This window comes from Vogesella alkaliphila (assembly GCF_014652475.1).
Classification (GTDB): Bacteria; Pseudomonadota; Gammaproteobacteria; order Burkholderiales; family Chromobacteriaceae; genus Vogesella; species Vogesella alkaliphila.
In genome coordinates this window covers 91453-114808 of record NZ_BMYW01000012.1, presented here as the reverse complement: position 1 = coordinate 114808, position 23356 = coordinate 91453, and the positions used below count along the sequence as shown (strand labels likewise).

General features: G+C 63.2%; 17 protein-coding genes, 1 rRNA gene, 1 pseudogene and 2 riboswitches. Of the genes and pseudogenes, 11 read left to right on the top strand and 8 right to left on the bottom strand.

What is annotated here, in order from left to right; translation table 11 throughout:
- Positions 1 to 130: 130 nt before the first annotated feature.
- The 7 genes from rrf (at position 131) to IE100_RS15000 (ending at position 6324) form a co-directional block, all read left to right on the top strand.
- Positions 131 to 244 (top strand): 5S ribosomal RNA (gene rrf, locus IE100_RS15030).
- A 163-nt stretch (positions 245 to 407) separates the two neighbouring features.
- Positions 408 to 905 (top strand): D-glycero-beta-D-manno-heptose 1-phosphate adenylyltransferase, encoded by a 498-nt coding sequence (gene rfaE2, locus IE100_RS15025; RefSeq protein ID WP_189375293.1) that lies wholly within the window; start codon positions 408 to 410, stop codon positions 903 to 905.
- Complete coding sequence (locus IE100_RS15020) at positions 902 to 1867, top strand: biotin--[acetyl-CoA-carboxylase] ligase (RefSeq protein ID WP_189375291.1); 966 nt, start codon at positions 902 to 904, stop codon at positions 1865 to 1867. The genes rfaE2 and IE100_RS15020 overlap by 4 nt, the downstream gene beginning before the upstream one ends.
- Complete coding sequence (locus IE100_RS15015; RefSeq protein WP_189375289.1) at positions 1864 to 2580, top strand: type III pantothenate kinase; 717 nt, start codon at positions 1864 to 1866, stop codon at positions 2578 to 2580. Before IE100_RS15020 ends, IE100_RS15015 begins: the two co-directional genes overlap by 4 nt.
- Entirely contained in the window at positions 2577 to 3410 is an 834-nt protein-coding gene (locus IE100_RS15010; protein ID WP_189375287.1) for an SPOR domain-containing protein, read from the top strand. Before IE100_RS15015 ends, IE100_RS15010 begins: the two co-directional genes overlap by 4 nt.
- A 49-nt stretch (positions 3411 to 3459) precedes the next feature.
- Positions 3460 to 4266: a YoaK family protein gene (locus IE100_RS15005; protein ID WP_189375285.1), complete on the top strand. Its 807-nt coding sequence runs from the start codon at positions 3460 to 3462 to the stop codon at positions 4264 to 4266.
- A 96-nt stretch (positions 4267 to 4362) separates the two neighbouring features.
- Positions 4363 to 6324, top strand: a complete 1962-nt coding sequence (locus IE100_RS15000; RefSeq protein ID WP_189375284.1) for a PhoX family protein — start codon at positions 4363 to 4365, stop codon at positions 6322 to 6324.
- A 136-nt stretch (positions 6325 to 6460) separates the two neighbouring features.
- On the opposite strand, the gene IE100_RS14995 is transcribed toward IE100_RS15000, so the two are convergent.
- Positions 6461 to 7489 carry a M48 family metallopeptidase gene (locus IE100_RS14995; RefSeq protein WP_189375282.1) on the bottom strand — a complete coding sequence of 343 codons (1029 nt, stop codon included), beginning with the start codon at positions 7487 to 7489 and terminating at the stop codon, positions 6461 to 6463.
- Complete coding sequence (locus IE100_RS14990) at positions 7483 to 8589, bottom strand: DUF898 family protein (RefSeq protein WP_189375280.1); 1107 nt, start codon at positions 8587 to 8589, stop codon at positions 7483 to 7485. Before IE100_RS14990 ends, IE100_RS14995 begins: the two co-directional genes overlap by 7 nt.
- 176 nt (positions 8590 to 8765) lie before the next feature.
- Here IE100_RS14990 and speB point away from each other — a divergent pair, with 176 nt between their 5' ends.
- On the top strand, positions 8766 to 9734 hold the full coding sequence (gene speB / locus IE100_RS14985; RefSeq protein ID WP_189375278.1) for an agmatinase: 969 nt from the start codon (positions 8766 to 8768) through the stop codon (positions 9732 to 9734).
- A gap of 132 nt (positions 9735 to 9866) precedes the next feature.
- Here speB and IE100_RS14980 read toward each other — a convergent pair whose 3' ends face one another.
- From IE100_RS14980 to IE100_RS14970, 3 genes are read right to left on the bottom strand one after another with little or no spacing between them, the layout of a single operon-like run.
- Positions 9867 to 11156 carry an HlyD family type I secretion periplasmic adaptor subunit gene (locus tag IE100_RS14980; protein WP_189375276.1) on the bottom strand — a complete coding sequence of 430 codons (1290 nt, stop codon included), beginning with the start codon at positions 11154 to 11156 and terminating at the stop codon, positions 9867 to 9869.
- Complete coding sequence (locus IE100_RS14975; RefSeq protein ID WP_189375274.1) at positions 11149 to 12831, bottom strand: type I secretion system permease/ATPase; 1683 nt, start codon at positions 12829 to 12831, stop codon at positions 11149 to 11151. The genes IE100_RS14980 and IE100_RS14975 overlap by 8 nt, the downstream gene beginning before the upstream one ends.
- A 59-nt stretch (positions 12832 to 12890) precedes the next feature.
- Positions 12891 to 15686 (bottom strand): calcium-binding protein, encoded by a 2796-nt coding sequence (locus tag IE100_RS14970; protein ID WP_189375272.1) that lies wholly within the window; start codon positions 15684 to 15686, stop codon positions 12891 to 12893.
- Positions 15687 to 15825: 139 nt separating this feature from the next.
- On the opposite strand from IE100_RS14970, the pseudogene IE100_RS16625 reads away from it, so the two are divergent.
- A pseudogene (locus IE100_RS16625) lies at positions 15826 to 15930 on the top strand (agmatinase); the annotation flags it as partial.
- 80 nt (positions 15931 to 16010) lie between these two features.
- Here the strand turns inward: IE100_RS16625 and IE100_RS14960 are convergent.
- The 3 genes from IE100_RS14960 to cobT form a co-directional block, all read right to left on the bottom strand.
- Positions 16011 to 16841, bottom strand: a complete 831-nt coding sequence (locus tag IE100_RS14960; RefSeq protein ID WP_189375270.1) for an adenosylcobinamide-GDP ribazoletransferase — start codon at positions 16839 to 16841, stop codon at positions 16011 to 16013.
- A gap of 64 nt (positions 16842 to 16905) precedes the next feature.
- Positions 16906 to 17514 carry a histidine phosphatase family protein gene (locus tag IE100_RS14955; protein WP_189375268.1) on the bottom strand — a complete coding sequence of 203 codons (609 nt, stop codon included), beginning with the start codon at positions 17512 to 17514 and terminating at the stop codon, positions 16906 to 16908.
- On the bottom strand, positions 17511 to 18551 hold the full coding sequence (cobT, locus tag IE100_RS14950; protein ID WP_189375266.1) for a nicotinate-nucleotide--dimethylbenzimidazole phosphoribosyltransferase: 1041 nt from the start codon (positions 18549 to 18551) through the stop codon (positions 17511 to 17513). Before cobT ends, IE100_RS14955 begins: the two co-directional genes overlap by 4 nt.
- A gap of 117 nt (positions 18552 to 18668) precedes the next feature.
- A riboswitch (cobalamin riboswitch) is annotated at positions 18669 to 18876 on the top strand.
- A 116-nt stretch (positions 18877 to 18992) separates the two neighbouring features.
- Between cobT and IE100_RS14945 the strand changes: the two genes are divergently transcribed.
- Together IE100_RS14945 and IE100_RS14940 are read left to right on the top strand one after the other, a co-directional pair.
- Complete coding sequence (locus IE100_RS14945; protein WP_189375264.1) at positions 18993 to 20966, top strand: TonB-dependent receptor; 1974 nt, start codon at positions 18993 to 18995, stop codon at positions 20964 to 20966.
- Between the two features lie 139 nt (positions 20967 to 21105).
- Positions 21106 to 21315: riboswitch (cobalamin riboswitch) on the top strand.
- Positions 21316 to 21441: 126 nt separating this feature from the next.
- Positions 21442 to 23280 (top strand): TonB-dependent receptor domain-containing protein, encoded by a 1839-nt coding sequence (locus tag IE100_RS14940; protein WP_189375262.1) that lies wholly within the window; start codon positions 21442 to 21444, stop codon positions 23278 to 23280.
- Positions 23281 to 23356: the final 76 nt, after the last annotated feature.

The window sequence follows — 23356 nt, the reverse complement described above, 5'->3', positions numbered from 1 at the left end:
CGCCTTAGCGCCGATGATAGTGCAGATACCTGTGTGAAAGTAGGACACCGCCAGACGCCCCATACAGATGCCCCGACCCGATGGTCGGGGCATTGGTTTACCCGCCGAATGCCGGTAAACAACCAGTTTTTCTGGTGACCATAGCGAAGTAGTCCCACGCCTTCCCATTCCGAACAGGACCGTGAAATACTTTAGCGCCGATGATAGTGCCCATTGCGGGTGTGAAAGTAGGACATTGCCAGAGCCCCATTACTGCTGCGGAGCATATCGCAGCAGACAGAAAAGCCCGGACCCCGTGTCCGGGCTTTTTGCATTGCATTGGCGCTGCGGCAAGCGCGGTGCCAATGGTATCCTTGCCGCTTATCGTATTGTGCCGCGTGTCGTCGTGGCCGCAGCAAAGGAAACGCATGGCTTACCCGACTCCGCAGTTTGAAGAAAAGATCTGTCCGCTCGAGCAACTGGCCGCAAGGTTGGCCGCACTGCCGCGCCCGATCGTGTTTACCAATGGCTGTTTCGACATCCTGCATCGCGGCCACGTGACCTATCTGGCGCAGGCGCGCGCCTTGGGCGGCAGCCTGATCGTGGGCCTCAATACCGACGCTTCGGTGAAGCGGCAGGGCAAGGGCGACGACCGCCCGATCAACAACGAGCTGAACCGCGCCGCGGTACTGGCGGCACTGGAAAGCGTCAGCCTGGTGACCTGGTTCGACAGCGACACCCCGGCTGACCTGATCGAACTGGTGCAGCCGGACGTGCTGGTCAAGGGCGGCGACTGGACGGTGGCCAACATCGTCGGCAGCGCCGAAACGCTGGCCCGCGGCGGCGAGGTGCACTCCATTCCCTTCCTGTTCGATACCTCGACTACCGCCACCATCAAGAAAATCCGGACCGTGGACGGCCAATGAAAGACCTGGCGTTTTCCGTGCTGCGCACCCTGGCCGACGGCCGTTTCCACTCCGGCGAGGCGATGGCGCAGCAGCTGGGCTGTTCGCGCACCCTGGTGTGGCAGGCGGTCCATCATCTGGAAAATGAATTCGGCCTCACCGTGTTCAGCGTGCGCGGCCAAGGCTACCGCTTGCCGGCGCCGTTTGCGCTGCTGGACGTGACCTCGGTGCGCGCCGGGCTGGACGAGCGTGCGGCCAACGTGTTCACGCTGGCGCTGGCCGACGAGATCGATTCCTCCAATACCCAGCTCACAACGCGCGCGGCGCAGGGCGCGCCGCACGGCCTGGTGCTGGCGGCGGAGCGGCAGACCGCCGGTCGCGGTCGACTGGGGCGGCGCTGGCAGATGCGGCTCGGGGCCGGCCTGACCTTCTCGCTGCTGTGGCGCTTTGATCGCGGCCTGTCCGGCCTGGCCGGGCTGTCGCTGGTGGTCGGCATCGCCATCGTGCGCGCCCTGCGCGAGTTCGGCGTGCCGGTGGCGCTGAAGTGGCCGAACGACGTGCTGCTCGACGGCCGCAAGCTGGCCGGCATCCTGATCGAATTGTCCGGCGATGCGCTGGGGCCGGCGGCGGTGGTGATCGGCATCGGCCTCAACGTGGCCTCACCGGGCGAGGTGGACCAGCCGGTGGCCAATCTCGCCGACGCCGGCTGCAAGGTTGGCCGCAATGCCTTGCTGGCGGCGCTGCTCAACCAGCTGGCCGAGGTGCTGGCGCAGTTCGACCGCGACGGTTTCGCCGCCTTCCGCGACGAGTGGCACCAGCTGGCGGCCTTCATCGGCCAGCCGGTGCGCCTCAGTTTCAGCCACGGCGAGCCGGCCGACGGCGTCGCCGTCGGTGTCGATGACAGCGGTGCGCTGCTGGTCGATGGTACCGCCGGCCGCCGCGTGTTCCACGTCGGCGAAGTCAGCCTGCGGGCGGCGCCATGAAGCTGCTGATCGACGCCGGCAACACCCGCGTCAAGTGGGCGCTGTGGGACGGCCGCCAGCTGCGGCAGCAGGGCGCAGTGGCGCACGCCGACATCGCCGGCCTGGCCGCACCGTGGTCGGTATTGCCGCTGAGCGCGGTACTGGCCGCCAGCGTGGCGCACGCCGCGGTGCGGCAGGCGATCGAGGCGGCTTCGCCGCTGCCGGTGCAGTGGCAGCGCGCACAGGCGGCGGCGTTCGGGGTGCGCAATCACTACCGCAAGGTCGCCGAGCAGGGCGCCGACCGCTGGCTGGCGGTGCTGGGCGCGCGGCAGCGCTATCCGGCGCAGGACGTGGTGATCGCCAGCGCCGGCACCGCGCTGACGGTGGAGGCGCTGACCGCCGAGGGCGACTACCTCGGCGGCCTGATCCTGCCCGGCTACCGCCTGATGCTGGCCAGTCTGGCGCAGAATACCGCCAACCTCGACCGCGCCGCCGGCCAGGTCTGTGCCTTCCCGCAGGGCACCGAGGATGCGCTGGCCTCCGGTGCCATCGATGCGCTGTGCGGCGCAATCCAGCGTCTGCAGCAAAGGTTGGCCGCCCACACCGGCCGTGTGCCGCTGTTGCTGCTCACCGGCGGCGACGCCGCTTTGTTGCAGCCGCACCTCCCGCCGGATGCGCGGATGGTGGATAATCTGGTCCTCTATGGATTAGCAAGCGTGGCAGACGGCTCATGAAGTGGTTTCTCGTAATCGTGGTGGTACTGAACGTGCTGGTCGGCCTCTATGGCGTGCTGAAGCAGAAGCCGGTCGCCGACATCGGCGCGCAGGACATCAATGCCGCGCAGCTGACCATCCTGCCGGCCAGCTGGCGCCCGGAATCCGCGCCGGCGGTGCCGCCGGAAGCCAGCGCCGTCACCGCGCTGACTGACAACCTCGACGCCAGTGTCGCCACCCCGGCGGCGACACTGCCGGCAACCCTCGCCAGCCAGCCGGCCGCACAGAAGCCGGCCATGCAGAAGCCGGTGGCGCAGCCGAAGGCCGACACGCCGACCGTGGCCAAGGCCGAGCTCAAACCAACACCGGAGACCAAGCCGGCGGCCGGACAGTGCCTGGCGTGGGGCGCGCTGGACGCCAAGCAGCTGGCGCGGGTACAGGGCGGCCTGCCGGCGCTGAAGCTGGCCACCGCGCCGCAAAGCAGCGTCAAGGAAGAACTGCGCGGCTCCGGCCGGGTGTGGGTGTTCTACCCGCCGCTGGCGACCAAGGCGGAAACGCAGACGCTGGTGGCGGAGCTGAAGGGCAAGGGCTTCGACAGCTACATCGTCAAGACCGAGGGCGAGTTCAGCGGCCACCTGTCGCTGGGCCTGTTCTCGAAAGAGGCGGCGGCGCAGGCGCTGGTGGCGCGGCTGAAGGCGGCCGGCTACGACAAGGCGCGGGTCGACGCCCGCAGCGAACGCAGCCAGCTCACCACACTCAGCTTCCGCGTGCTGGACGCGGCGCAGGCCGACAAGCTGCGCGCGCTGCAGCAGCGGCTGTTGCCCGGTATCCCGCTGCGCGCCTGCAGCTGATCGCAAACCCGAGGCAGACCGTGCGGTCTGCCTTTTTCTTTGGCCCGCCATGCACAGACAACACTTTTCCCGGCTGCTGGACCAGCGCGTCGCCACCCGCAGCCTGTACCGCGAGCCGCTGACCTGGCTGCTGGGCGGGGCGATGGCCTTCATCGCCGGTGCGCTCAATGCCGGCGGCTTCCTCGCGGTGCAGCGCTACACCTCGCACGTGTCCGGCGTGGTGTCGTCGATGGCGGACAACCTGGTGCTGGGCGACGTGTCGGCAACGTTGGCCGCACTGGCCTCGCTCCTGGCCTTCATCGCCGGCGCCGCCCACGCCGCGTGGCTGATCAACTGGGCGCGGCGGCAGCGCCTGCGCAGCGGCTACGGCGTGTCGCTGATCGAGGAATCGCTGCTGATGCTGCTGTTCGGCGTGTCCGGCGCCGCGCTGGCGATTGCGCCCGCTTTCTTCGCGCCGCCCATCGTGCTGCTGCTGTGCTTCATCATGGGCATGCACAACACCATCGTCACCAAGCTGTCCGGCGGCCTGCTGCGCTCCACCCACATGACCGGCATCGCCACCGACATCGGCATCGAGCTGGCCCGCGCCAGCTACGTCAACCGCGACCGCAACAGCAAGGTGGCGCAGGTGCGCGCCAACCGCGAGCGGCTGCAGATCTACCTGCTGATCCTCGGCGCCTTCTTTGTCGGCGGCGTGGTCGGCGCGCTCGGTTTCAGCTACCTCGGCTACGGCTTCAGCGTGCCGCTGGCGCTGTTCCTGTTCGTGCTCGGCCTGCGCCCGCTGTGGTACGACCTGCGCCTGCGCTGGCGCTGGTGGCGCAACAGCCGCGGCGCCGTGCCGCATGAAAAGACATGAAACCGTCATCCAACTGACACGCTTTCGTGATCCGGCTGTCACGCGCCTGCCTTAAGGTAACGCGGTCAACAAACGCATGCCGCCACGAGGTTTATCATGTCCGACAGCTACAAATACAAACAATACGGTGTCGACGACACCTCCAACACCTGTGCCAACCCGGCGCTGTCCGAGGTGCTGGAAGCCCGCTTCTCCCGCCGCAGCCTGCTGCAGGGCACCGGTGCCCTCGGTGTGGCCGGCGTGCTGTCGGGCAGCTTCGCCACCCTGGCCGAAGCCGCCAGCGTGCCCTTCGCCAAGAAGACGCCGCTGCTGGGCTTCAAGTCCATCCCGTTCTCCAGCGACGACCGCGTGGTGGTGCCGGAAGGCTACAGCGCCGACGTGCTGTACGCCTGGGGCGACCCGGTCGGCATCAAGGGCAATATGCCGGCGTTCAAGCAGGACGCGTCCAATACCGCCGCCGAGCAGGAAGCCCAGGCCGGCATGCACCACGACGGCATGAGCTACTTCCCGCTGCCGCTTGCCGCCACCGGTTCCAAGCACGGCTTGCTGGCGATGAACCACGAATACACCGACGACGGTCTGCTGCACGTCGACGGCATGAAGAAATGGAATGCCGACAAGGTGCTGAAATCGCAGCACGCGCACGGCGTGTCGGTGATCGAGGTGGAAGACACCGGCAAGGGCTGGCGCGTGGTACGGCCGTCGAAGTACGCGCGCCGCATCCACGCCAACACCCCGATCGCGATCAGCGGCCCGGCGCGCGGCCACAAGCTGATGCAGACCGAGGCCGACCCGAAGGGCGTCGAGATACTCGGCACGCTGAACAACTGCGCCAACGGCCAGACGCCGTGGGGCACCTACCTCACCTGCGAGGAAAACTGGGACGGCTACTTCGTCAACGACTCCGGCACCCTGTCCGCCAACGAGAAGCGCTACGGCATCAACAACAAGGGCGCCGGCTACAACTGGGCGGTGGAAGACTTCCGCTTCGACCTGCAGCTGAACCCGAACGAGGCCAACCGCTTCGGCTGGGTGGTGGAGATCGACCCCTTCGACGCCAGCGCCAAGCCGGTGAAGCACACCGCGCTCGGCCGCTTCAAGCACGAAGGCGCCACCGTCACCATCGCCCCGTCCGGCCACGCCGTGGTGTACATGGGCGACGACCAGCGCTTCGAATACATCTACAAGTTCGTGTCCAAGAACAAGTACAACCCGAAAAACCGCAAGGCCAACATGGGCCTGCTGTCGGAAGGTACGCTGTACGTGGCGCGCTTCAATGCCGACGGCGCCGGCGAATGGCTGCCGCTGGTGCACGGCCAGAACGGCCTGACCGCCGAGAACGGCTTTGCCGACCAGGGCGAGGTGGTGATCATGGCGCGTCTGGCCGCCGACAAGGTCGGCGCCACCAAGATGGACCGTCCGGAGTGGATCGCGGTCAACCCGCGCCAGGCCGGCGAGGTGTACTGCACGCTGACCAACAACAGCGACCGCGGCAAGGACGGCAAGCCGGGTGCCGACGCGGCCAACCCGCGCAACGGCAACCTGTTCGGCCACATCATCCGCTGGCACGAAGCCGGCGCCAACGCGGCCGCCACCGCCTTCAAGTGGGACATCTTCGTGCTGGCCGGGCGCCCGGATGCCGCCAAGGCGGAACACGTCGGCAACATCAAGGGCGACGCCTTCGGCAGCCCGGACGGCCTGAAATTCGACCACAACGGCGTGCTGTGGGTACAGACCGACGTGTCCACCTCCACGGTGAACATGAAGGAATACAAGGACATGGGCAACAACCAGATGGTGGCGGTGGTGCCGGAAACCGGCGAATTCCGCCGCTTCCTGGTCGGCCCGAAAGGCTGCGAGATCACCGGCCTCGCCTTCACGCCGGACATGAAGACCATGTTCGTCAACATCCAGCACCCGGGCGAGCCGGACTCCGAGCGCAACGACCCGGCCAAGCCGACCGCGATCTCCAGCTGGCCGGACGGCCCGAAAGCCGGCCGCCCACGCGCCGGCACCGTGGTGGTGCGCAAGCTGAACGGCGGCGTGATCGGCAGCTGAGCCGCTGGCACGGCAGCGAAGAACAACAGCCCCGCGTGTGCGGGGCTGTTTTTTTTGCGGCCAACGTTGGCCGCAGCGCTGCCGGGCAGCTCGCGAGGTGTCGTCTCCGTCGGCCTGCTCGCCCGGCACGGGGCGTTCAGTCCGGGCGCGGCGGGCAGCGCAGGCCGTCCGGTTGGCTGCGCTCGGCGGTGTCCGGATGGCTGGCAAACCAGCTGCCGGGGGTGTTGTCGTCCGTGGTGGCCTGCGGGTGGGTGGCGGCCTCGATGCGTTGCAGGCTGTAACCGAGCAGGCAGGGTGACAGGCCGTGTGCCCGCAGGCGGGCGTAGGCAAAGCGGTCGGCCTCGCGCTCGTGCGCGCGCGAATAGTCGGCATTGGCCAGCGAGACCGGCAGCACCAGCAGCGCGCTGCTGGCATCGCCGGTGATCAGGCTCAGCGCCAGCAGCAGGCCGGACGATTGCAGCGCACTGCGCAGGCCGTGCCGCGCTTCGACGTGTCCGGCCTCGTGCGCGAGGATGGCCAGCAGCTCGTCATCGCGCCGGATCAGCGCCAGCAACTGGTCGGTGACGATGATGGTGCCGCCGGGCAGGGCAAAGGCATTGGGGCCGATGACCGTCGCGTCGCGCAGCAGCAGACGATAGCGGTAGCGGCTGTCGGGCAGCAGCGCCTGCAGTTGTTGCTGCAGCCGCGCACGCCGGGCCTCGCCGAGGCGGCTGGGGCCGGTGGCCCCGCTCCGGTCCAGCCACTGCAGGGTGCTGTCCGCCAGCGCCTGCTCTACCGGTACCGGCACCAGCGGTGCCAGCGCCCCGGCGGCCAGCGGCAGCAGATGGCGATAGCCCAGCCACAGGACCACGCTGGCCAGCAGCGCCAGCCCGGCCAGCGCGCGCCAGCTTTGTTGCAGCCAGTGGCCGCTGCGGTCGCCCCAGGACAGTCCGCCGATCAGGCGGCGGATGGCGATGCGGTCGGCCACCTCCAGCGTGCCGCCATCCGGCAGCTGCAGGGTGTCCGGCAGATCGGCGACGCCGGCTTCCAGCCGGATATCGGCCAGGGGATAGCGGTATTGCCGACCATCGCGCAGCAGCAATAGCTCGTCGTCGATGCGGCCAACGTTGGCCGCTTGCGCCTGCGGCGTCTTGCCGTCGCGCCATAGAGCCTTGATCGTCACCATCCCAGATCCAGCGCCATCAGCTCGGCCAGTTCGTCGCCACGCGCGTCGTCCAGCCGGTTAAGAGAGGTGCGCAGCGGCAGTGCCGACAGGTCGCTGCTGCTGAGCAGGGACAGCGACTGCAGCTGAAGGCGGAGGGTACGGATGCGTATCCACGGCCAGGCCAGGCCCAGGCTGAGCAGCAAGGCCAGTGCATTGGAAAAGTGCAGTCCCAGCATCTGGCGGGTGGGCAGCGACCAGACCAGGCGCGCTTCCAGTGTCGCCAGCTGCAGCGTGGTGTGGTTGATCAGCACGCGGCTGATCGCCATGCGCGCATAACCCAGCGTGGCCATCACCCAGAGCGCAGATGTCATGCCGAAGAAGACGATGTCCAGTTGCGTCAGCGCCGCCTCGCCAAACCGTACGGCAATGCCGTGCGCGAAACCGCTGAGCGTGGCGGTCTGCCAGATCAGGCCACCGATGATGCCGGTACCCAGCAGATAGCAGACTGCGGCCAACGCTGTCCCCAGCGCCGCGCGATAGAGCGCGCCCGAGCAGGGTTGCAGCTGCAGCCTTGCCTGCCCCAGCGCGCTGTGTCCGGTGATAAACCGCTGCTTGACCTGCGTCGCCCACGGCCAGGCCAGGCCGAGGCTCAGGATCAGCAGCGCCCAGCTTTTGGCAAAGGCCTTGTAGCTGTCGGCGCTGCTGCCGCTGAAATGGAAGCGCATCTGGTTCCAGCTGGTATTGGCCAGCCGGAAACGCAGCGCCAGCACCCCCAGCCACGGTGCGGCGGCAACGGCCAGCAGCGCGATGGCCGCGTGCAGCAGCGGCAGGCTTTCGGAAAACGTCCACGCTGCCAGCGCCAGCAGCATGATGAGGCGGCCCTTCAGGATGGCGATCGGCTTGCCGTGGTAATCAAAACGTCCGCCATCCAGCGTGGTGTGGCCGAGCAGGTATTTCTGGGTGTGGACTTTCGCCCACGCCGAGTAAATCCCCAGCGTGACGATGGTGAGCACCATATTGACCAGCCATAGCCGGTAATACGCGCGCGTGCTGGCGGTGAAGGCAAACGGCAGCACGTATTTGCCGCCTGGCGGGGTCGGGTGAAGATCGCGTTGATTCATTGAGAACGTCTCTCGCTAAGTAGTTAATTCCACGGCAAAACTTGCCCTGGCGGCGGACACGCGGCACACTGCGCGCTGCGCACCGCGGGGTGCGCCAGCCTCAAACCGTCGGCTGTACAGATGGACGGTAATCGTCGTGGCGCGTCGCCGCGGCGTGCTCTTCTTGCGGAGCGAACATGTCTGACGATCAAATCAAGGGCGACGGCGCCATTCGCCGCCAGAGCCTGTACGGCTCCTCCATCGAAAACACCTACGCCGGCGTGCTGTCCTTCATGCGCCGCAACTACACGCGCAACCTGGAAGGCGCGGACGTGGTGGTGTCCGGCATTCCGCTGGACCTGTCCGTCACCTTCCGTTCCGGCGCGCGCCAGGGGCCGCAGGCCATCCGTGCCGCCAGCGTGCAGCTGGCCGAACTGAAGCCCTACCCGTGGGGCTTCGACCCGTTCGACGACCTGGCGGTGATCGACTACGGCGACTGCTGGTTCGACGCGCACAACCCGCTGACCATCAAGCCGTCCATCATCGAACACGCGCGCACCATCCTCGCCTCCGGCGCCAAGATGCTGACCTTCGGCGGCGACCACTTTGTCACCTACCCGCTGTTGATCGCGCACGCCGAGAAGTACGGCAAGCCATTGGCATTATTGCACTTCGACGCCCACTGCGACACCTGGCCGGACGACGAGCCGGATTCGCTCAACCACGGCACCATGTTCTACAAGGCGGTGAAGGACGGCCTGATCGATCCGGCCAAGTCGGTACAGGTCGGCATCCGCACCTGGAACGACGACTTCATGGGCCTGAACGTACTGGGCGCGCCGTGGGTGCACGACAACGGCGTCGACGCCACCATCGCCGAGATCAAGAAGACCATCGGCGACGCGCCGGTGTACGTGACCTTCGACATCGACTGCCTGGATCCGGCGTTCGCACCGGGCACCGGCACCCCGGTACCGGGCGGCCTGACCACCGCGCAGGCGCTGAAGATCATCCGCAACCTGGGCGACCTCAACATCGTCGGCATGGACGTGGTGGAAGTGGCGCCGAGCTACGACCAGAGCGAGATTACCGCCATCGCCGCCGCGCACATCGCCTGTGACATGCTGTGCCTGCTGCGCAACAAGAAGGTGGCCGGCACGCTGTAAGCCGTCCGCCTGCGGCCAACGTTGGCCGCCAATCAAACACAGCTTCTTGTGCACGCAAGAAGCTGTGTTTTTTAGTATCAAGTCGTCCGCTTGGATTGCTCAGGGGCAGATCAGCTTATTCGTAGGCGGTGACTAGGATTCACGAAATGCCTTGGGAACGGCATCGCGTATTGGCTCCATGAGGTATTGCAGGGGGGTGCTGCTGCCGGTCTGAATGTAAATTTCAGCTAGCATTCCGGGTCTGAAGGAGGCGTGCAAAGAGCGATTTGTCGCATCAAGCAGTGGCGAGACCTTGATCGCATAGTAGGCCTCTCCTGTGTTTGGATCGACTGTGGCATCGGAGGCAATGTAGGTGACTTGGCCCTTGAGCAGTGGGGTGCTTTTGATGGGGAGTGCAGGGAAGCGAATTTCCGCTTGCTGATTCAGAGCAATGTGCTGGATCGAATTGACATCCAGTCGTGCGTCGATACTCATCATTTGGCTATCCGGCACAATTTCTAGAAGGGGATCCAGTCCACCGATGGCCGAGCCGGTTGTATGTACCTTGAGGCCCATTACGGTGCCATTGACCGGGCTGAGGATGGTCGTGTCCTTAAGCAACTGGTTGGTGGGCAGATTCCGGGCTTGCAAGGTTGCCAAGCGTGTACTTGCTTCTTTAAGCTCTGCAGCGCTACTTGAGATGAAATTGTCCTGGACTTCGGCCAGCTGTGTGCGGTGTTGAGCCTGCCGTTGGCGGGCTTGGGCAATGTCGGCGTAGACCTCTTGTTGTCTGGCAATGTAGTCGTTGACCACGCGACGTTGTTCATTGACTTTGGCCTCCGAAAAGAAATTCTCCTCTTTCAGGCGTCTGAAATTTGCCAGGTCGTGTTCGGCAATGATTCTGGACTGTTGGGATGCAGTTAGCTTGCTGTTCAGGGATTGGATCTCAAGCGAAACGGCCTGCAAGCTGTCGCGGAGATTCTGTTGCATGGAGAGCTGAAGCGCCATTCTGGATTTGAACAGCAGGGTTTCCTGATTCAGTATCTTGGCGATACTGTCATCCTGCTTGGCTGCCGTTAGCAGAGGGACATCAAAAACCAGAACCGGTTTGCCGGAGATTTCGGCTTGCAAGCGGGCAATCTTGGCTTGTTCTGCCAATAGCTCGGTGGCGAGGCTATTGAGGTTGGCCAGTTGCTGACTGTTTTCGAGGGAAAGCAGTCGCTGTCCGCTGCGGACATGCTCCCCATCCCGAACATGCACCGCGGTAACGGTGGCGATATTCGGATGGCGGATCACTTTTCTGTATTCACTCACCTTCAACATCCCGCTGGCAGTAACGGTTTTGCTGATGGGGGCAAGTGCGAGCCATGCACCGGCAAAGATAAATGCCGCGACAACGACAAGTGTCCCACGTCGCTTGATGGAAGTGAGTTCGCTATGCATGGCTTACCTGATGGGAGGAGGGAGGGGATGTCAGGATTTCTGCCCGATTGCCGAACCTCTCGATACGACCGGCATTCATTATCAGTAGTTGGTCAGCGTGCTGGGTCAGGCTGGGGCGATGGGTGATGATGATAGTGGTGACGCCCTGTTTCTTCAGTTGCAATAGGGTGTCTTGTAAGGCCTGTTCTCCGTCATGATCCAGATACGCATTGGGTTCATCCAGCACGACCAAAGCCGGCTGACCGTATAGTGCGCGCGCGAGTGCTATGCGTTGCAGTTGGCCGCCAGACAGTTGAATGCCCCCCGCTCCGATTATGGTTTCGTAACTGGATGGCAATTTCAGAATCATCTCATGGGCCCCGGCCATGCGACTGGCCGCAATGATCTTGTCGTGATCTGTATCTGCCAGATCAAAGCGGCTGATGTTTTCGGCCACTGTGCCCGATAGCAGTGATAGGTCTTGGGGCAGGTAGCCAATGTGCTGTCCCATTTGGGGGGTGGCACCATTGGCATAATTGATGCCATCCAAACGAACACTGCCCGTATCGCAATAGGTGGCACCCGCAAGGACTCTTGCCAGAGTGGTCTTGCCTGATCCGTTGGGGCCAATGATGGCAAGTTGTTTGCCCGCTTCCAGGTGCAAGCTGATATTGCGCAGGATCTGGATATCCGGGCGCTGACCAAAAATCGTGACGTTTTCTACATTCAAGTGGCCGGCGATCGTTGAGGGCAAGATAGGCGGCTTGCTTGTCGGTGTGTCAAGTAGTGGGCTGAGATTGCGTAATGCCATCATGGCCTGGACGATTGTTTTCCAGCTTCCGGTCAGGCTTTCCACTGGGGCCAGTGCCTTACCTAAAATGATGGTGCTGGCCAACATGACACCGGACGAAAGATGCTGGTCTATAACCAGATAGGCACCGGCGCCCATCATGGCAATTTGTAGTAGTTGGCGGATCAATTTGCTGTGAGTGCTGATTTTGCCGGCTAATTTCCCGAAAGTCCGGGTCGCAGAGTTGATCTGCTGCTGTCGCTGTTGCCAGCGGTGGATGATGACAGGTTGCATGTGCATCGAACAAATGACCTGGCTGTGTTGATAAGCATCGTCGATCATCTGGCTGGCCTGTCTGGTGAGTGGCAGGCTGGTCTGAACAAATTGCTTGCTGCCATGTTCACTTAGCAAGGCCAGCATGACTAGCAGCACAGTACCTGCCAAGGCAATATTGCCTAGAAGTGGATGAAACCAGTAAATCACCAAAAGATAAAAAATAAACCATGGCGCATCCAGTAGGGCAATCAAACTATGACTGCCGATAAAGTGACGCAGGGTTGCAATGTCTTTTAATAACGGATGGCTTGGCTGTTTTTTGATGGCTATCTTGTCCTGAAGGTGCTTCTGGATGGCCAGTGTACTGGTGTTCTGTTCCAGATGCATGGCCGCTTCAGCCAGAAGTCGCCCCCTGAGGTAATCAAGGGCGGCTTGTGCTATCAGGAAATATGCTGAAAGCACGGTTAGCATGATCAGGGTTTCATTACTGCGACTTGGCAAGACGCGGTCGTAGACCTGCAGCATGTAAATAGACGGAGCGAGGTTGGCAAGATTGATGAACACACTAAACAAAACGCAATGCGTGATGTGCTTGCCGAACAGCTGGTTAATCAGGGTGTAGGTTTTCATTATGCAAAAAAGGGCCTCTGCTGAAGGCAGAGGCCCTGAGAGGGTTGTGTCAACTCAACTTAAATAGGGTCACTGGTGATGCCAAAGCTTTTCGCAAAGTCATCTGCCGTTACACCCTTGACGCTGGCAATAAGGATGGCCGAAGCATCCGTGTCATTGCCATCTGCGTCGTAGTACAACTTGCCTGCCTTGCTGTCATAGATCAGGTGTTGGTCAGCCGTTTCGGCGGCCATTTTCCCTGAGCCGATGAGCAGATTGTCAAGCGTGAAGTCCTGTAGTGCAGTAAACACACTGCTATCAAACTGTAGCTGATCTTCACCACTCTTGAAGTCTGCAATGGTGTCGAACTGGGTTGCATCAGTTTCGAGGAAGTCGAACTTGAAGATATCGGCCCCGGTCCCGCCTGTCAGTACATCCTTGCCTGCCCCGCCAGAGAGAAGGTCATCACCAGCGCCGGCGACAATTTTGTCGTTTCCGGCCTCTCCATATAACTGGTCCGCCCCTGTTCCGGCAGTAATAGTGTCATTCCCAGATCCGGCGTGAACGATGTTATTACCATCTCCTGCGGTGATTTTGTCGTCGCCGCTGCCGGCGGTGACGCTGTCGTTGCCGCTGCCGGTGGTAATGGTGTTGGCGCCATCACCCGCGTTGATGATGTTGTCGCCATTACCAGCGGTGATTTTGTCGTTGCCGCTGCCGGCGGTGACGTTGTCGTTGCCGGTACCGGTGGTAATGGAGTTGGCGCCATCACCCGCATTGACGATGTTGTCGCCATTACCAGCGGTGATCTTGTCGTTGCCGCTGCCGGTGGTGACGTTGTCGTTGCCAGTGCCAGTAGTGATGGTGTTATTGCCATCACCTGCGTTAACGGTATTGATGCCATCGCCGGCAGTGATTATGTCATTGCCGTTGTCGGCCGTGATCGAATCATTCCCTGAGCCGGTGGTGATGGTGTTGTTGCCATAGCTTGCATCGATGGTATTGGTGCCATTGCCTGCTGCAATTTTGTCGTTGCCGCTGGCCGTCATGATGTGATCGTTCCCGCTACCGGCGGTGATGATATTGTTACCTAGGAAGTTTGGCCCACGAACAAAAATATCATTGATATCATCATAATAAAATCCGGCAAGAATCTCATTGTCACCGTCGCCAGCACTGATCTTGTTGTTACCGCCACCAGTGATGATTTTGTCTTTGCTGCTTCCTGTGACAACAGTATTATTGCCATTGCCAGCCTGGATAAAGGTTCCAAGAATTATAGGTGCTTGTGTTTCCGCGTCGATGACCTGATTTCCCTCTTGATCAACGACCGCGGCACCATCTCCAGCTGTAATCTTGTTATGGCCATGTCCGGTATAAATCTCGTTTATGCCATTTCCCGCAGTGATCTGGTTTTTGCCATTGCCGACGTAAATAATATCATTGCCTCCCTCTGTGAGGATGATGTTGTTGCCGCCATAACCATCTACTTCATTGTTGCCTTGTCCGGCAAGAATTTTGTCATTGTCTTTTCCACCGTGGATCACATCATCGCCGTTGCCCGTCGTAATTTGGTTGTTGCCATGCCAGGCATCAATATAGTTGTTGCCATCCCCTGCAGTAATTTTGTCATTGCCATCGCCAGTGATGATAAAATCGTCACCTGTACCGGTAGTGATGGTATTGTTTCCTAGACCATTGTTTTCGTAATTGTTTATGTCATAAACTTCTGAACCATAGCCGGCCAGGATGTGATTGTCTCCATCTCCAGCTACAATCTTGTTATTGCCATTGCCAGCCCGGATATTGTCATTCCCTGCACCGGTAGTGATGGCAGCCACGCCTTCCATATCTGAGATGGTATTGTTGCCGATAAGGTCGGTAATCTTGTCTACACCGGCACCACCATCGATGATGTCATCGCCCTCTCCACCATCGAGGGTATCATTTCCCATGCCACCAAATATCTGGTCATTTCCCGCCAGGCCTTGGATTGTATCGTTTCCAAAACCACCATCCAGATAATTATCGTCTACCGTGCCTGAAATAGTGTCATTGCCGGCATAGGTCAATTTTGACAGGGCATTGAAACCTTCGTTATTCAGCTGTGCCAATAAATCAGATCCAGAAACGGACAGCTTGTCGACGCCACCCAGCTTCGAAAAAACTGGATCACCATCATCTTCACCACCTATTCCAGTCCCGTACTCGTAGCTTATAACTGTGCCGGACTGGATGTTGCCATCCTTGACCGAGAAACTTCCTTTGAGTTTTACAAAATAAAAGTCATTTGTGATGTCAGTAGATTCTTCATTGAAGTAAGTCAGATAAACTTCGCTGGCTTGCCCTGAAAATGACATGGGATTGCTTATAATGCTCTGCATGTCTAAACTGCCACTCTTGTAACCGAGTTTGAAACTGCCGATGAATGCAATGTTGGAACCATGGTTACTATTGGTGCCGAAATAAATTTCGGAGGCGGTATTCTTGGTAACAACAATTGATGAGTTCTCGAATGAGTTACCAAAGGTGACTGACAGACCGAGATTACCTTTCCAGCCAAAAGAAGCATCATACTTAGATGATGACAAGTCTACAGTATCCGCAATTGCGGATCCCGAGGTGTTGGATGTGGCCTTTAATGATTTGAGATGAACCCAGCCATTGTATTCACCAGTGTTCATCCACACGGCAAGGCCTGAACTATCCTCTTCGTATCCGATAGTGGGCATACCGTACTGACCATCCTGGAGTTCTTGCATCGCCTTGAGCATGTTGGCTTGGCTGCTCTCCAAGCTGGTCAAGAAGTCGCTATAGGAAAAGCCAAATTTCGAGGCGTCCACTGTGGTAGTGGAGATGTTTTGGAAGTTTGCCATGTCGTGTTTAAACCCATTTGATTTTCCAGAAAATATTCGCATGTATTTTTCATGTATGCAATATGATTGTTCTGGTTTTGTAAAAATTGCTGACGTCAATCAAATAGATCATCTGTACGGCTTTCAAAGAACCTGGTGGCCGAGCTACGGCGACCAGAGCGAGATCACCGCCATCGCCGCCGCGCACATCGCCTGTGACATGCTGTGCCTGATGCGCAACAAGAAGGTGGCCGGCACGCTGTAAGCCGTACACCTGCGGCCAACGTTGGCCGCAAACGAAAACCGCGCCCTGTGCAGACAGGGCGCGGTTTTTTCATGGCGGTTTCAGTGCGGTATCAGCAACAGCAGCAACAGCAGCAACAGCAGGCTTTCGCAGACCTCGATGCCGGCGCCGAGGCAGTCGCCGGTCATGCCGCCCAGTTTCCTTTTCAGGTACGCCCACCACCACAGCCCGGCCAGCGGGGCCAGCAGCAGCGCCGGCGCCAGCCAGTACGAGGCGGCCGCCAGCAGCGTGGCGCTCAGCCAGAACGACGGCCAGTGCGTGCGCCAGGCGAAGCGCTCGCCGCTGCCGGCGGCGAGGCTGGGCAGCATTGCCGACCACGCCACGGTGAACAGCCGCGCCCACGCCGGCACCAGCAGCAGCGGCGCCAGCCTGGTCGCCAGGGTGATCACCCCGCCAGCGCCGGCTCGCCCGGATAAGTCTGGTAGCCCGGATAAGCGCAGCGCATCCGGGAAAATCGGCGCATCCGGGGAGGTCAGCGCAAACTTCACCACCAGCATCAGCAGCACCAGCTTGGCGATCAGCTGCATCGCCATGCTCATCACGCCGAAGCTGCCCAGATGCGGGTCTTTCAGCACCTCCAGAAAGCGCTCGCGCGAACGGTGCGCCGCGCCCTGAGCGTCGGCGAGGTCGGCGAGGCCGTCCAGGTGCAGGCCGCCGGTGACCCACAGCCAGGCCAGCAGGCCCAGCAGCGCGGCCAGCCACGGGTCGAGCAGGCTGCCGGCCAGCACCGCCAGCCACACCACGGCGCCGACCAGCAGGCCGACCGGCGCGAACCAGCGCGCGGCGTCGGCCAGCCACGCCGGATCGAACGCTTGCAGCTGCGGCGTGGGCAGGCGGGTGAGGAACTGCACGGCGAGGATCAGTGAGCGCATGGTCGGGGTGTAGTGGAGGGAGCGTTGTGGATAATTGCCGGAAATAGGCGTGACTGTGGATAACTCAGTGGCTGCCGTGATCCGGCGCTTCCAGCCGCGTCAGGTAGGCCGGGTGGCCTTCCAGCATCGACAGCTGCGCGAAGCCGCCGCGCTGCACCGCCATCAGCCGCGCGACGTTGAAATCGGTGCCCAGCAGCTCGGCCAGCAGCACGTTGATCACGCCGCCGTGGCTGACCAGCACGCGGTGGCTGCCGCGCGCCTGCTGCAGCCAGTCGGCGAAGCCGGTCAGCACCCGGGTGCGGAAGGCAGCGAACGATTCGCCGCCTTCCGGCGTCAGCAGTCCGCGCGCCAGCAGCGTCTGCCAGTCCGGGGTGGTGGCGGCGATGTCGGCCAGCGGCCGGTTTTCCCAGGCGCCGAAGTGGCACTCGGCCAGCAGCGGCGCCACCTGCAGCGGCACGCCGCAGGCCAGCGCCTGCTGCACCGCGAATTCGCGACAGCGCAAGAGCGGCGAGGTGGCCATGCTGGTCACCGGCGCGTGGCGCACGATGCGCTGCCAGCTGGCGGCCATGTCGGCGGCGCCGCGTTCGGTCAGCGGCAGGTCGGTGTGGCCGATCAGCCGCCCCTGGTGGTCGATGTCGCCATGGCGCAGCAGGGTGAGGGTGTAGGGGTTCATGCCGGCTCCGATTTGCCGGCCACGCCGGCCTCGGCAAAGGTCGCCATGCCGGCGTGCAGCGCGATCGCCTGTTGCAGCAGCGGGATCGCCAGCGCCGCACCGGAGCCTTCGCCTAGGCGCAGGCCGAAGTCGATCAGCGGCGTCAGCCCCAGCGCCGCCAGCGCCAGCTGGTGGCCGGTTTCCTGCGAGCAGTGGCTGGCGATGAACCACGGCGTGATCGCCGGATCGATGGCCTGCGCCGCCAGCGCGGCGGCGGTGCTGATGAAACCGTCCAGCAGCAGCGGCACGCCCTGCGCCGCGCCTTCCAGATAGAAGCCGGCGATGGCGGCGATTTCCAGGCCGCCCAGCTCCGCCAGCACGCCGCGGCCGTCCAGCCTGGCCGATGCCACGCGCGCCAGCGCGTCGGCCACCACCTGCCGCTTCAGCGCCAGCCCGGCGTCGTCGACCCCGGTGCCGCGACCGACGATGCGGTCCACGCTGTGGCCGCTCAGGCGGCAGATCAGCGCCGCCGACGGCGTGGTATTGCCGATGCCCATGTCGCCGGCGATCAGCAGCGTCGCGCCGCTGTCGATGGCGCGCCGTGCCGCGTCGCGGCCAACGTCCAGCGCCTGCTGCACCTCGCCGGCACCCATCGCCGCCTCGCGGCGGATGTTGCCGCTGCCGGCGCGCACCTTGGCGTGCACGACGGGCAGGCCGTCGAGCTTGGCCGCGACGCCGGTGTCGACCACCTCCAGCCGTGCCTGGTTGACGCGTGCCAGCACGCTGATCGCCGCGCCGCCGTGCACGAAATTGGCCACCATCGCGCCGGTCACCGCCTGCGGATAGGCCGACACCCCCTCGGCGCAAACGCCGTGATCGCCGGCAAACACGGTGATCGCCGGCGTCAGCGTCAGCGGCACCTCGCGTCCCTGCAGCGCGGCCAGCCGGCAGGCCAGGCTCTCCAGCTGGCCGAGGCTGCCGGCGGGTTTGGTCAGTTGCTGCTGGCGGGCCTGGGCGGCGGCGAGGGCGGATGAATCTGGGACGGGAATGCGCGACATGATGGCTCCTGACAACGAATGGGGCAGACCTTACGGCAGCCGCCGCCATGCTGGCAACCGTCTTGCGCGGGAATAAGCAAATTGCCGCCGCGACGGGCGGGCGGCGGCGGGGACGGGTATAATCCTGCCCCTGCAGGTGTCCGGCGTGTAGCAAGCGCGCTGGGTGAAACGGGAAGCCGGTGCAAGTCCGGCGCTGCCCCCGCAACGGTAAGGCCTGATCGCGTGTCGCGCGATCCAGGAGCAACAACCGCCACTGTCCGCACGGACGGGAAGGCGTTGCCCCGCAAGGCCAAGCCCGGAGACCGGCCTGCAAGGAGCGTGGCGGAATCACGCTCTGCTGGAGCATCGCGGGGAGGCGATCCGACAGAACGTTGGCCGCAATGGCCGGTGTATGTCCTTATTTCTCCGCACTCCCTTTATCTCATCCCGGAGTGTGAATTCATGTTCAAGAACAAACCCCTGGCCGCGCTGGTGGCGCTGGCCTGTAGCCCGCTGGCACTGGCCGCGACCTCCGTGACCCAGCTGGACGAAGTGGTGGTCACCGCCAGCCGCAGCCCGGACAAGGTCAGCGACCTGCCGGTCAACGTGTCGATCATTACCGCCGCCGATATCGCCAACAGCACCGCGCGCACGGTGGAGGACCTACTGTCGACACTGGCCGGCGTACACGTGTTCAACAACACCGGTTCCGCCGACAGCGCGATGGTCGACCTGCGCGGCTTCGGTATGACCGGCCTCAGCAACACGCTGATCCTGATCGACGGCGTCAAGCAGAACACCAACGACCTGTCGGCACCGAACCTGGGGGTGGTACCGCTGAGCGAGATCGAGCGTATCGAGGTGGTACGCGGCAGCGGCGCGGTGGCCTACGGCGGCGGCACCACCGGTGGCGTGGTCAACATCATCACCCGCAGCGGTTTCAAGGCCGCCAACGGCGTGCAGGCCACGCTGACCGCCGGCAGCTACAACCTGAAGAAGCTGGACCTGTCCGGCCACCTCAGCGGCCAGCAGGTGGCGCTGGACGGCTATATCAAGTCGATGACGACGGATAACTACCGTGCCAACAACGCCGAGCGCAACGACAGCGCCGGCCTGACGGCCACCGTGCGCCATCAGGGCGGCGACGTGCGTCTCTACGCGCGCAGCAGCAATCAGGACTTGCGCCTGCCGGGTGCCCGTACCGTCAATCCGGCCACCGGTGTCGACGAGTTCGGCAATGATCCGCGTGGTACCAGCAAGCCTAACGACTACATGGACATCAAGACCGATGCCTTTGGCGTGCAGGCGCGCCAGTCGTTGGGCGAAGGCATGCTGTCGCTGGATGTGGCTACTCGCGCGAAGCAGTCGCAATCCGAGTCTTCCGGCTGGCTGGAGCAGCGCGATCTGGACGAGCAGTCGGCCAGCCTGCGCTACGAGCAGGAGCTGGGCCGGCACCGGCTGGTGTTCGGCGTCGATACGCTGCAGAGCGATATGGACGTGAATAACGGCAGCCCCGCCACGCTGTCGACCCGCATTCGTCAGCGCCATGTCGGCGGTTTTGCCGACGTGCTGCTGCGTCCGCAGGCCGGGACTTCGATCAGCATCGGTGGTCGTACGCAGCGTATCGAGGACAGCGCGGTCGATTTCACCGGCTTTGCCAACAGCTACCGTACCAACAAGGAGCTGCACGCCTGGCAGCTGGGCGCGCGTCAGGCGCTGAGCGGGCAGCTGGAGGTCTATGCCAAGGTTGGCCGCAGCTTCCGTCTGGCCAATGCCGACGAGCAGGCTTATGTCTCCTCGCCACTGCTGCCGCAGACCTCGCAGGACAAGGAAATCGGCTTGGACTGGAAGCAGGGGGGGCAGGCGCTGCGCGCGGCGTGGTTCCGTTACGACCTGACCAATGAAATCCACTTCAACAAGCTGGTCGGTTTCTTTGGCAGCAACGTCAATCTGGAGCCGACCCGTCGTCAGGGTCTGGAGCTGGAAGGTCGCAGCCAGCTGGCGGCCAATCTGGAGCTGAACGGCAACCTGACCTGGCAGCAGGCGACCTTCCGTCAGGGGCGCGCGGGAGGCGTCGAGCTGGCCGGCAATGAGGTGCCGATGGTGCCGCGACAACTGGCCACGCTGGGTCTGAGCTGGCTGCCGCAGGAGGCCAGCCGTATCGGCCTGCAGCTGCAGTACGTCGGCAAGCAGCGGCTGGACAACGACCAGGCGAACCAGTTCGACAAGCAGCTGGATGCCTATACCGTGCTCAACGCCAAGTTCAGCCATCGTTACAGCAAGCAGCTGAGCGTGGCGCTGGACGTCAACAACCTGTTCGACCGCCACTATGCCACTTACGGTATCCGCTCCGGCGCTACCGGCAGCAGCGGTTCCTACAACCTGTACCCGGCCGCCGGTCGCAATGTACAGGCCTCGCTGACGCTGAATTACTAAGCGCCTGCCTGTCGCGCCTGGCCCCGTCCGGTACTGTCGGACGGGGCCTTTTGCCGTGCTGCATTCTTGGCTCCTGCGCCAGGATCGGGTGTTTCTGTGCCCATGCCGGCGCCGGCAGGCAGTGGCGGTGGCATGCAGGTATAATCCCGCCCCTGCAGGTGTCCGGCGTGCCCCAAGCGCGCCGGGTGAAACTGGGAAGCCGGTGCAAGTCCGGCGCTGCCCCCGCAACGGTAAGGTCTGGGCGCGCATATCGCGCCCAAGGTGCAACACTCGCCACTGTCCCGCAGGGACGGGAAGGCGTTGCCCCGCATGACCAAGCCCGGAGACCGGCCTGCAACAGACGCGGCGGAATCGCGTCTTGCTGGAGCATCGCGGGGAGGCGAGCTGACAGTTCGCCTGCCGCAACGGCCGGTGCGCATGTCTTTTGGTCCTGATTTCTCCGCACTCCCTTTTTCCCATCCCGGAGTGTGTATTCATGTTTGACAACAAAACCCTGGTCGCGCTGCTGGCGCTGGCTTCCGGTCATGCCGCCGTAGCCGATCCCGTCGCCACCGGCGAGACCGTGGTGGTCACCGCCACCCGCAGCGCGATCCCGCTCAGCCGCGTGCTGGCCGACGTCACCGTGCTCGGCCGCGAGGAAATCGAGCAGTCCGGCAGCCTGACGCTGCCGGAATTGCTCAGCCGCCAGCCGGGAGTCGAGGCCTACAGCAACGGCGGCGAAGGCAAGTCCGCCAGCCTGCTGCTGCGCGGCAGCAAGCCCGATCACGTGCTGGTGCTGGTCGACGGCATGCGCATCGCCTCGGTCACCTCGGGTACCACCTCGCTGGAACACCTGCCGCTGGCGGCGATCGAAAAAATCGAGATCCTGCGCGGCCCGGCCTCCAGCCTGTATGGCGCCGACGCCATCGGCGGCGTGATCCAGATCTTCACCAAGCGTGGTGAAGGCCGACCGGCGCTGAGCTTCCATGCCAGCATCGGTGCCGAACACAAGCGCAGCAGTGGTGCCGGGCTGTCCGGCAAGGCCGGCAGCACCGCCTTCAACCTCGCGCTGGAGCACAACCGCACCGACGGCATTTCCTCACGCCGCTTTCAGCCGGGCAAGTACAACCCCGACCGTGACGGCTACGAGAACACCACCTATCTCGCCAGCGTGCAGCACGAGCTGGCCGCCGGCCACAGCCTGGGGCTGAACCTGTACCAGACCGAGGCCAGCAGCGCCTACGACGCCACCGTCAACAAGGCGGACGAGCTGCGTACGCGCTTGCAGGGGCACAGCATCGAGCTGAAAAACCAGCTGCGCGCCAACTGGCAGAGTACCTTGCGCTACGCCGAGACCAATGACCGGCAGCACACCTTTACCAAGGGCAATTTCAGCAAGCCGTCCGCGATTGCCGCTACCCGCCAGCAGGAGTGGCAGTGGCAGCACGACGTGCAGTGGCAGGGCGTCGGCCAGTTCAGCCTCGGCGCGGCGCGTACCGAGCAGCAGGTCGAGACCCTGAGCAGCTTCAACGGTACCAGCCGCAGCGTGGATTCGCTGTTCGCCGCCTACCAGGGCAGCTTCGGCGCGCACCGGCTGCAGGGCAGCCTGCGCCACGACGACAACTCGCAGTTCGGCGACAAGGCCACCGGCCAGCTCGGCTACGGCTACGCGTTGACACCGCAGTGGTTGCTCGGCGCCGCCTACGGCACCGCGTTCAAGGCGCCGACCTTCAACCAGCTGTACTGGAGCGGCTCCGGCGCCAGCTATCACGGCAACCCGGCTCTGCGCCCGGAAGAGGCGCGCAACCGCGAGCTGTCGCTGAAGTGGCGGCAGCAGGGTGACTACTTCAGCGTGATCGTGTTCGATAACCGGATCGACAAGCTGATCGCCAGCAAATCGGCGACCGACGGGCTGCAGGTCAATATCGACGAGGCGCGCATCACCGGCCAGACGCTGGAAGCCGGCCGTAGCTGGGGCGATTTCAGCCTCGCCGGCAGCATCACCTCGCAGCGGCCGCGCAGCCAGCCCTCCGGCAAGCTGCTGGCACGCCACGCCAAGCTGTTCGGTGCGCTGACGGCCGGCTGGCAGCTGGACCGCACCCGCCTCAGTGCGGAATGGCGCGCCAGCGGCCGCCGCTACGACGATGCCGATAACAGCGCCGACAAGGTATTGGGCGGCTACGGCGTGCTCAACCTCGGTGCCGACTACCAGCTGGACAAGCAGTGGACGCTGAACGCCAGGCTGAGCAATGTCGGCGACAAGCGCTACGAGACCGTCAAAGACTACAATCAGCCTCGCCGCGGCTGGTTCGTCGGCGTACGCTACGCCCAGTAAGCCCGTCGGGCATCGCCCCGGTGTGTCGCACGACGCGACCTGTCCGCCCGCCGGGCAGGTCGTTTTTGATTTCCGG

What these genes read in the sequence shown, in the direction of transcription:
- rfaE2 (WP_189375293.1), top strand. Translation starts at nt 408, where the DNA reads ATGGCTTACCCGACTCCGCAGTTTGAAGAAAAGATCTGTCCGCTCGAG.
- IE100_RS15020 (WP_189375291.1), top strand. Translation starts at nt 902, where the DNA reads ATGAAAGACCTGGCGTTTTCCGTGCTGCGCACCCTGGCCGACGGCCGT.
- IE100_RS15015 (WP_189375289.1), top strand. Translation starts at nt 1,864, where the DNA reads ATGAAGCTGCTGATCGACGCCGGCAACACCCGCGTCAAGTGGGCGCTG.
- IE100_RS15010 (WP_189375287.1), top strand. Translation starts at nt 2,577, where the DNA reads ATGAAGTGGTTTCTCGTAATCGTGGTGGTACTGAACGTGCTGGTCGGC.
- IE100_RS15005 (WP_189375285.1), top strand. Translation starts at nt 3,460, where the DNA reads ATGCACAGACAACACTTTTCCCGGCTGCTGGACCAGCGCGTCGCCACC.
- IE100_RS15000 (WP_189375284.1), top strand. Translation starts at nt 4,363, where the DNA reads ATGTCCGACAGCTACAAATACAAACAATACGGTGTCGACGACACCTCC.
- IE100_RS14995 (WP_189375282.1), bottom strand. Translation starts at nt 7,489, where the DNA reads ATGGTGACGATCAAGGCTCTATGGCGCGACGGCAAGACGCCGCAGGCG.
- IE100_RS14990 (WP_189375280.1), bottom strand. Translation starts at nt 8,589, where the DNA reads ATGAATCAACGCGATCTTCACCCGACCCCGCCAGGCGGCAAATACGTG.
- speB (WP_189375278.1), top strand. Translation starts at nt 8,766, where the DNA reads ATGTCTGACGATCAAATCAAGGGCGACGGCGCCATTCGCCGCCAGAGC.
- IE100_RS14980 (WP_189375276.1), bottom strand. Translation starts at nt 11,156, where the DNA reads ATGCATAGCGAACTCACTTCCATCAAGCGACGTGGGACACTTGTCGTT.
- IE100_RS14975 (WP_189375274.1), bottom strand. Translation starts at nt 12,831, where the DNA reads ATGAAAACCTACACCCTGATTAACCAGCTGTTCGGCAAGCACATCACG.
- IE100_RS14970 (WP_189375272.1), bottom strand. Translation starts at nt 15,686, where the DNA reads ATGGCAAACTTCCAAAACATCTCCACTACCACAGTGGACGCCTCGAAA.
- IE100_RS14960 (WP_189375270.1), bottom strand. Translation starts at nt 16,841, where the DNA reads ATGCGCTCACTGATCCTCGCCGTGCAGTTCCTCACCCGCCTGCCCACG.
- IE100_RS14955 (WP_189375268.1), bottom strand. Translation starts at nt 17,514, where the DNA reads ATGAACCCCTACACCCTCACCCTGCTGCGCCATGGCGACATCGACCAC.
- cobT (WP_189375266.1), bottom strand. Translation starts at nt 18,551, where the DNA reads ATGTCGCGCATTCCCGTCCCAGATTCATCCGCCCTCGCCGCCGCCCAG.
- IE100_RS14945 (WP_189375264.1), top strand. Translation starts at nt 18,993, where the DNA reads ATGTTCAAGAACAAACCCCTGGCCGCGCTGGTGGCGCTGGCCTGTAGC.
- IE100_RS14940 (WP_189375262.1), top strand. Translation starts at nt 21,442, where the DNA reads ATGTTTGACAACAAAACCCTGGTCGCGCTGCTGGCGCTGGCTTCCGGT.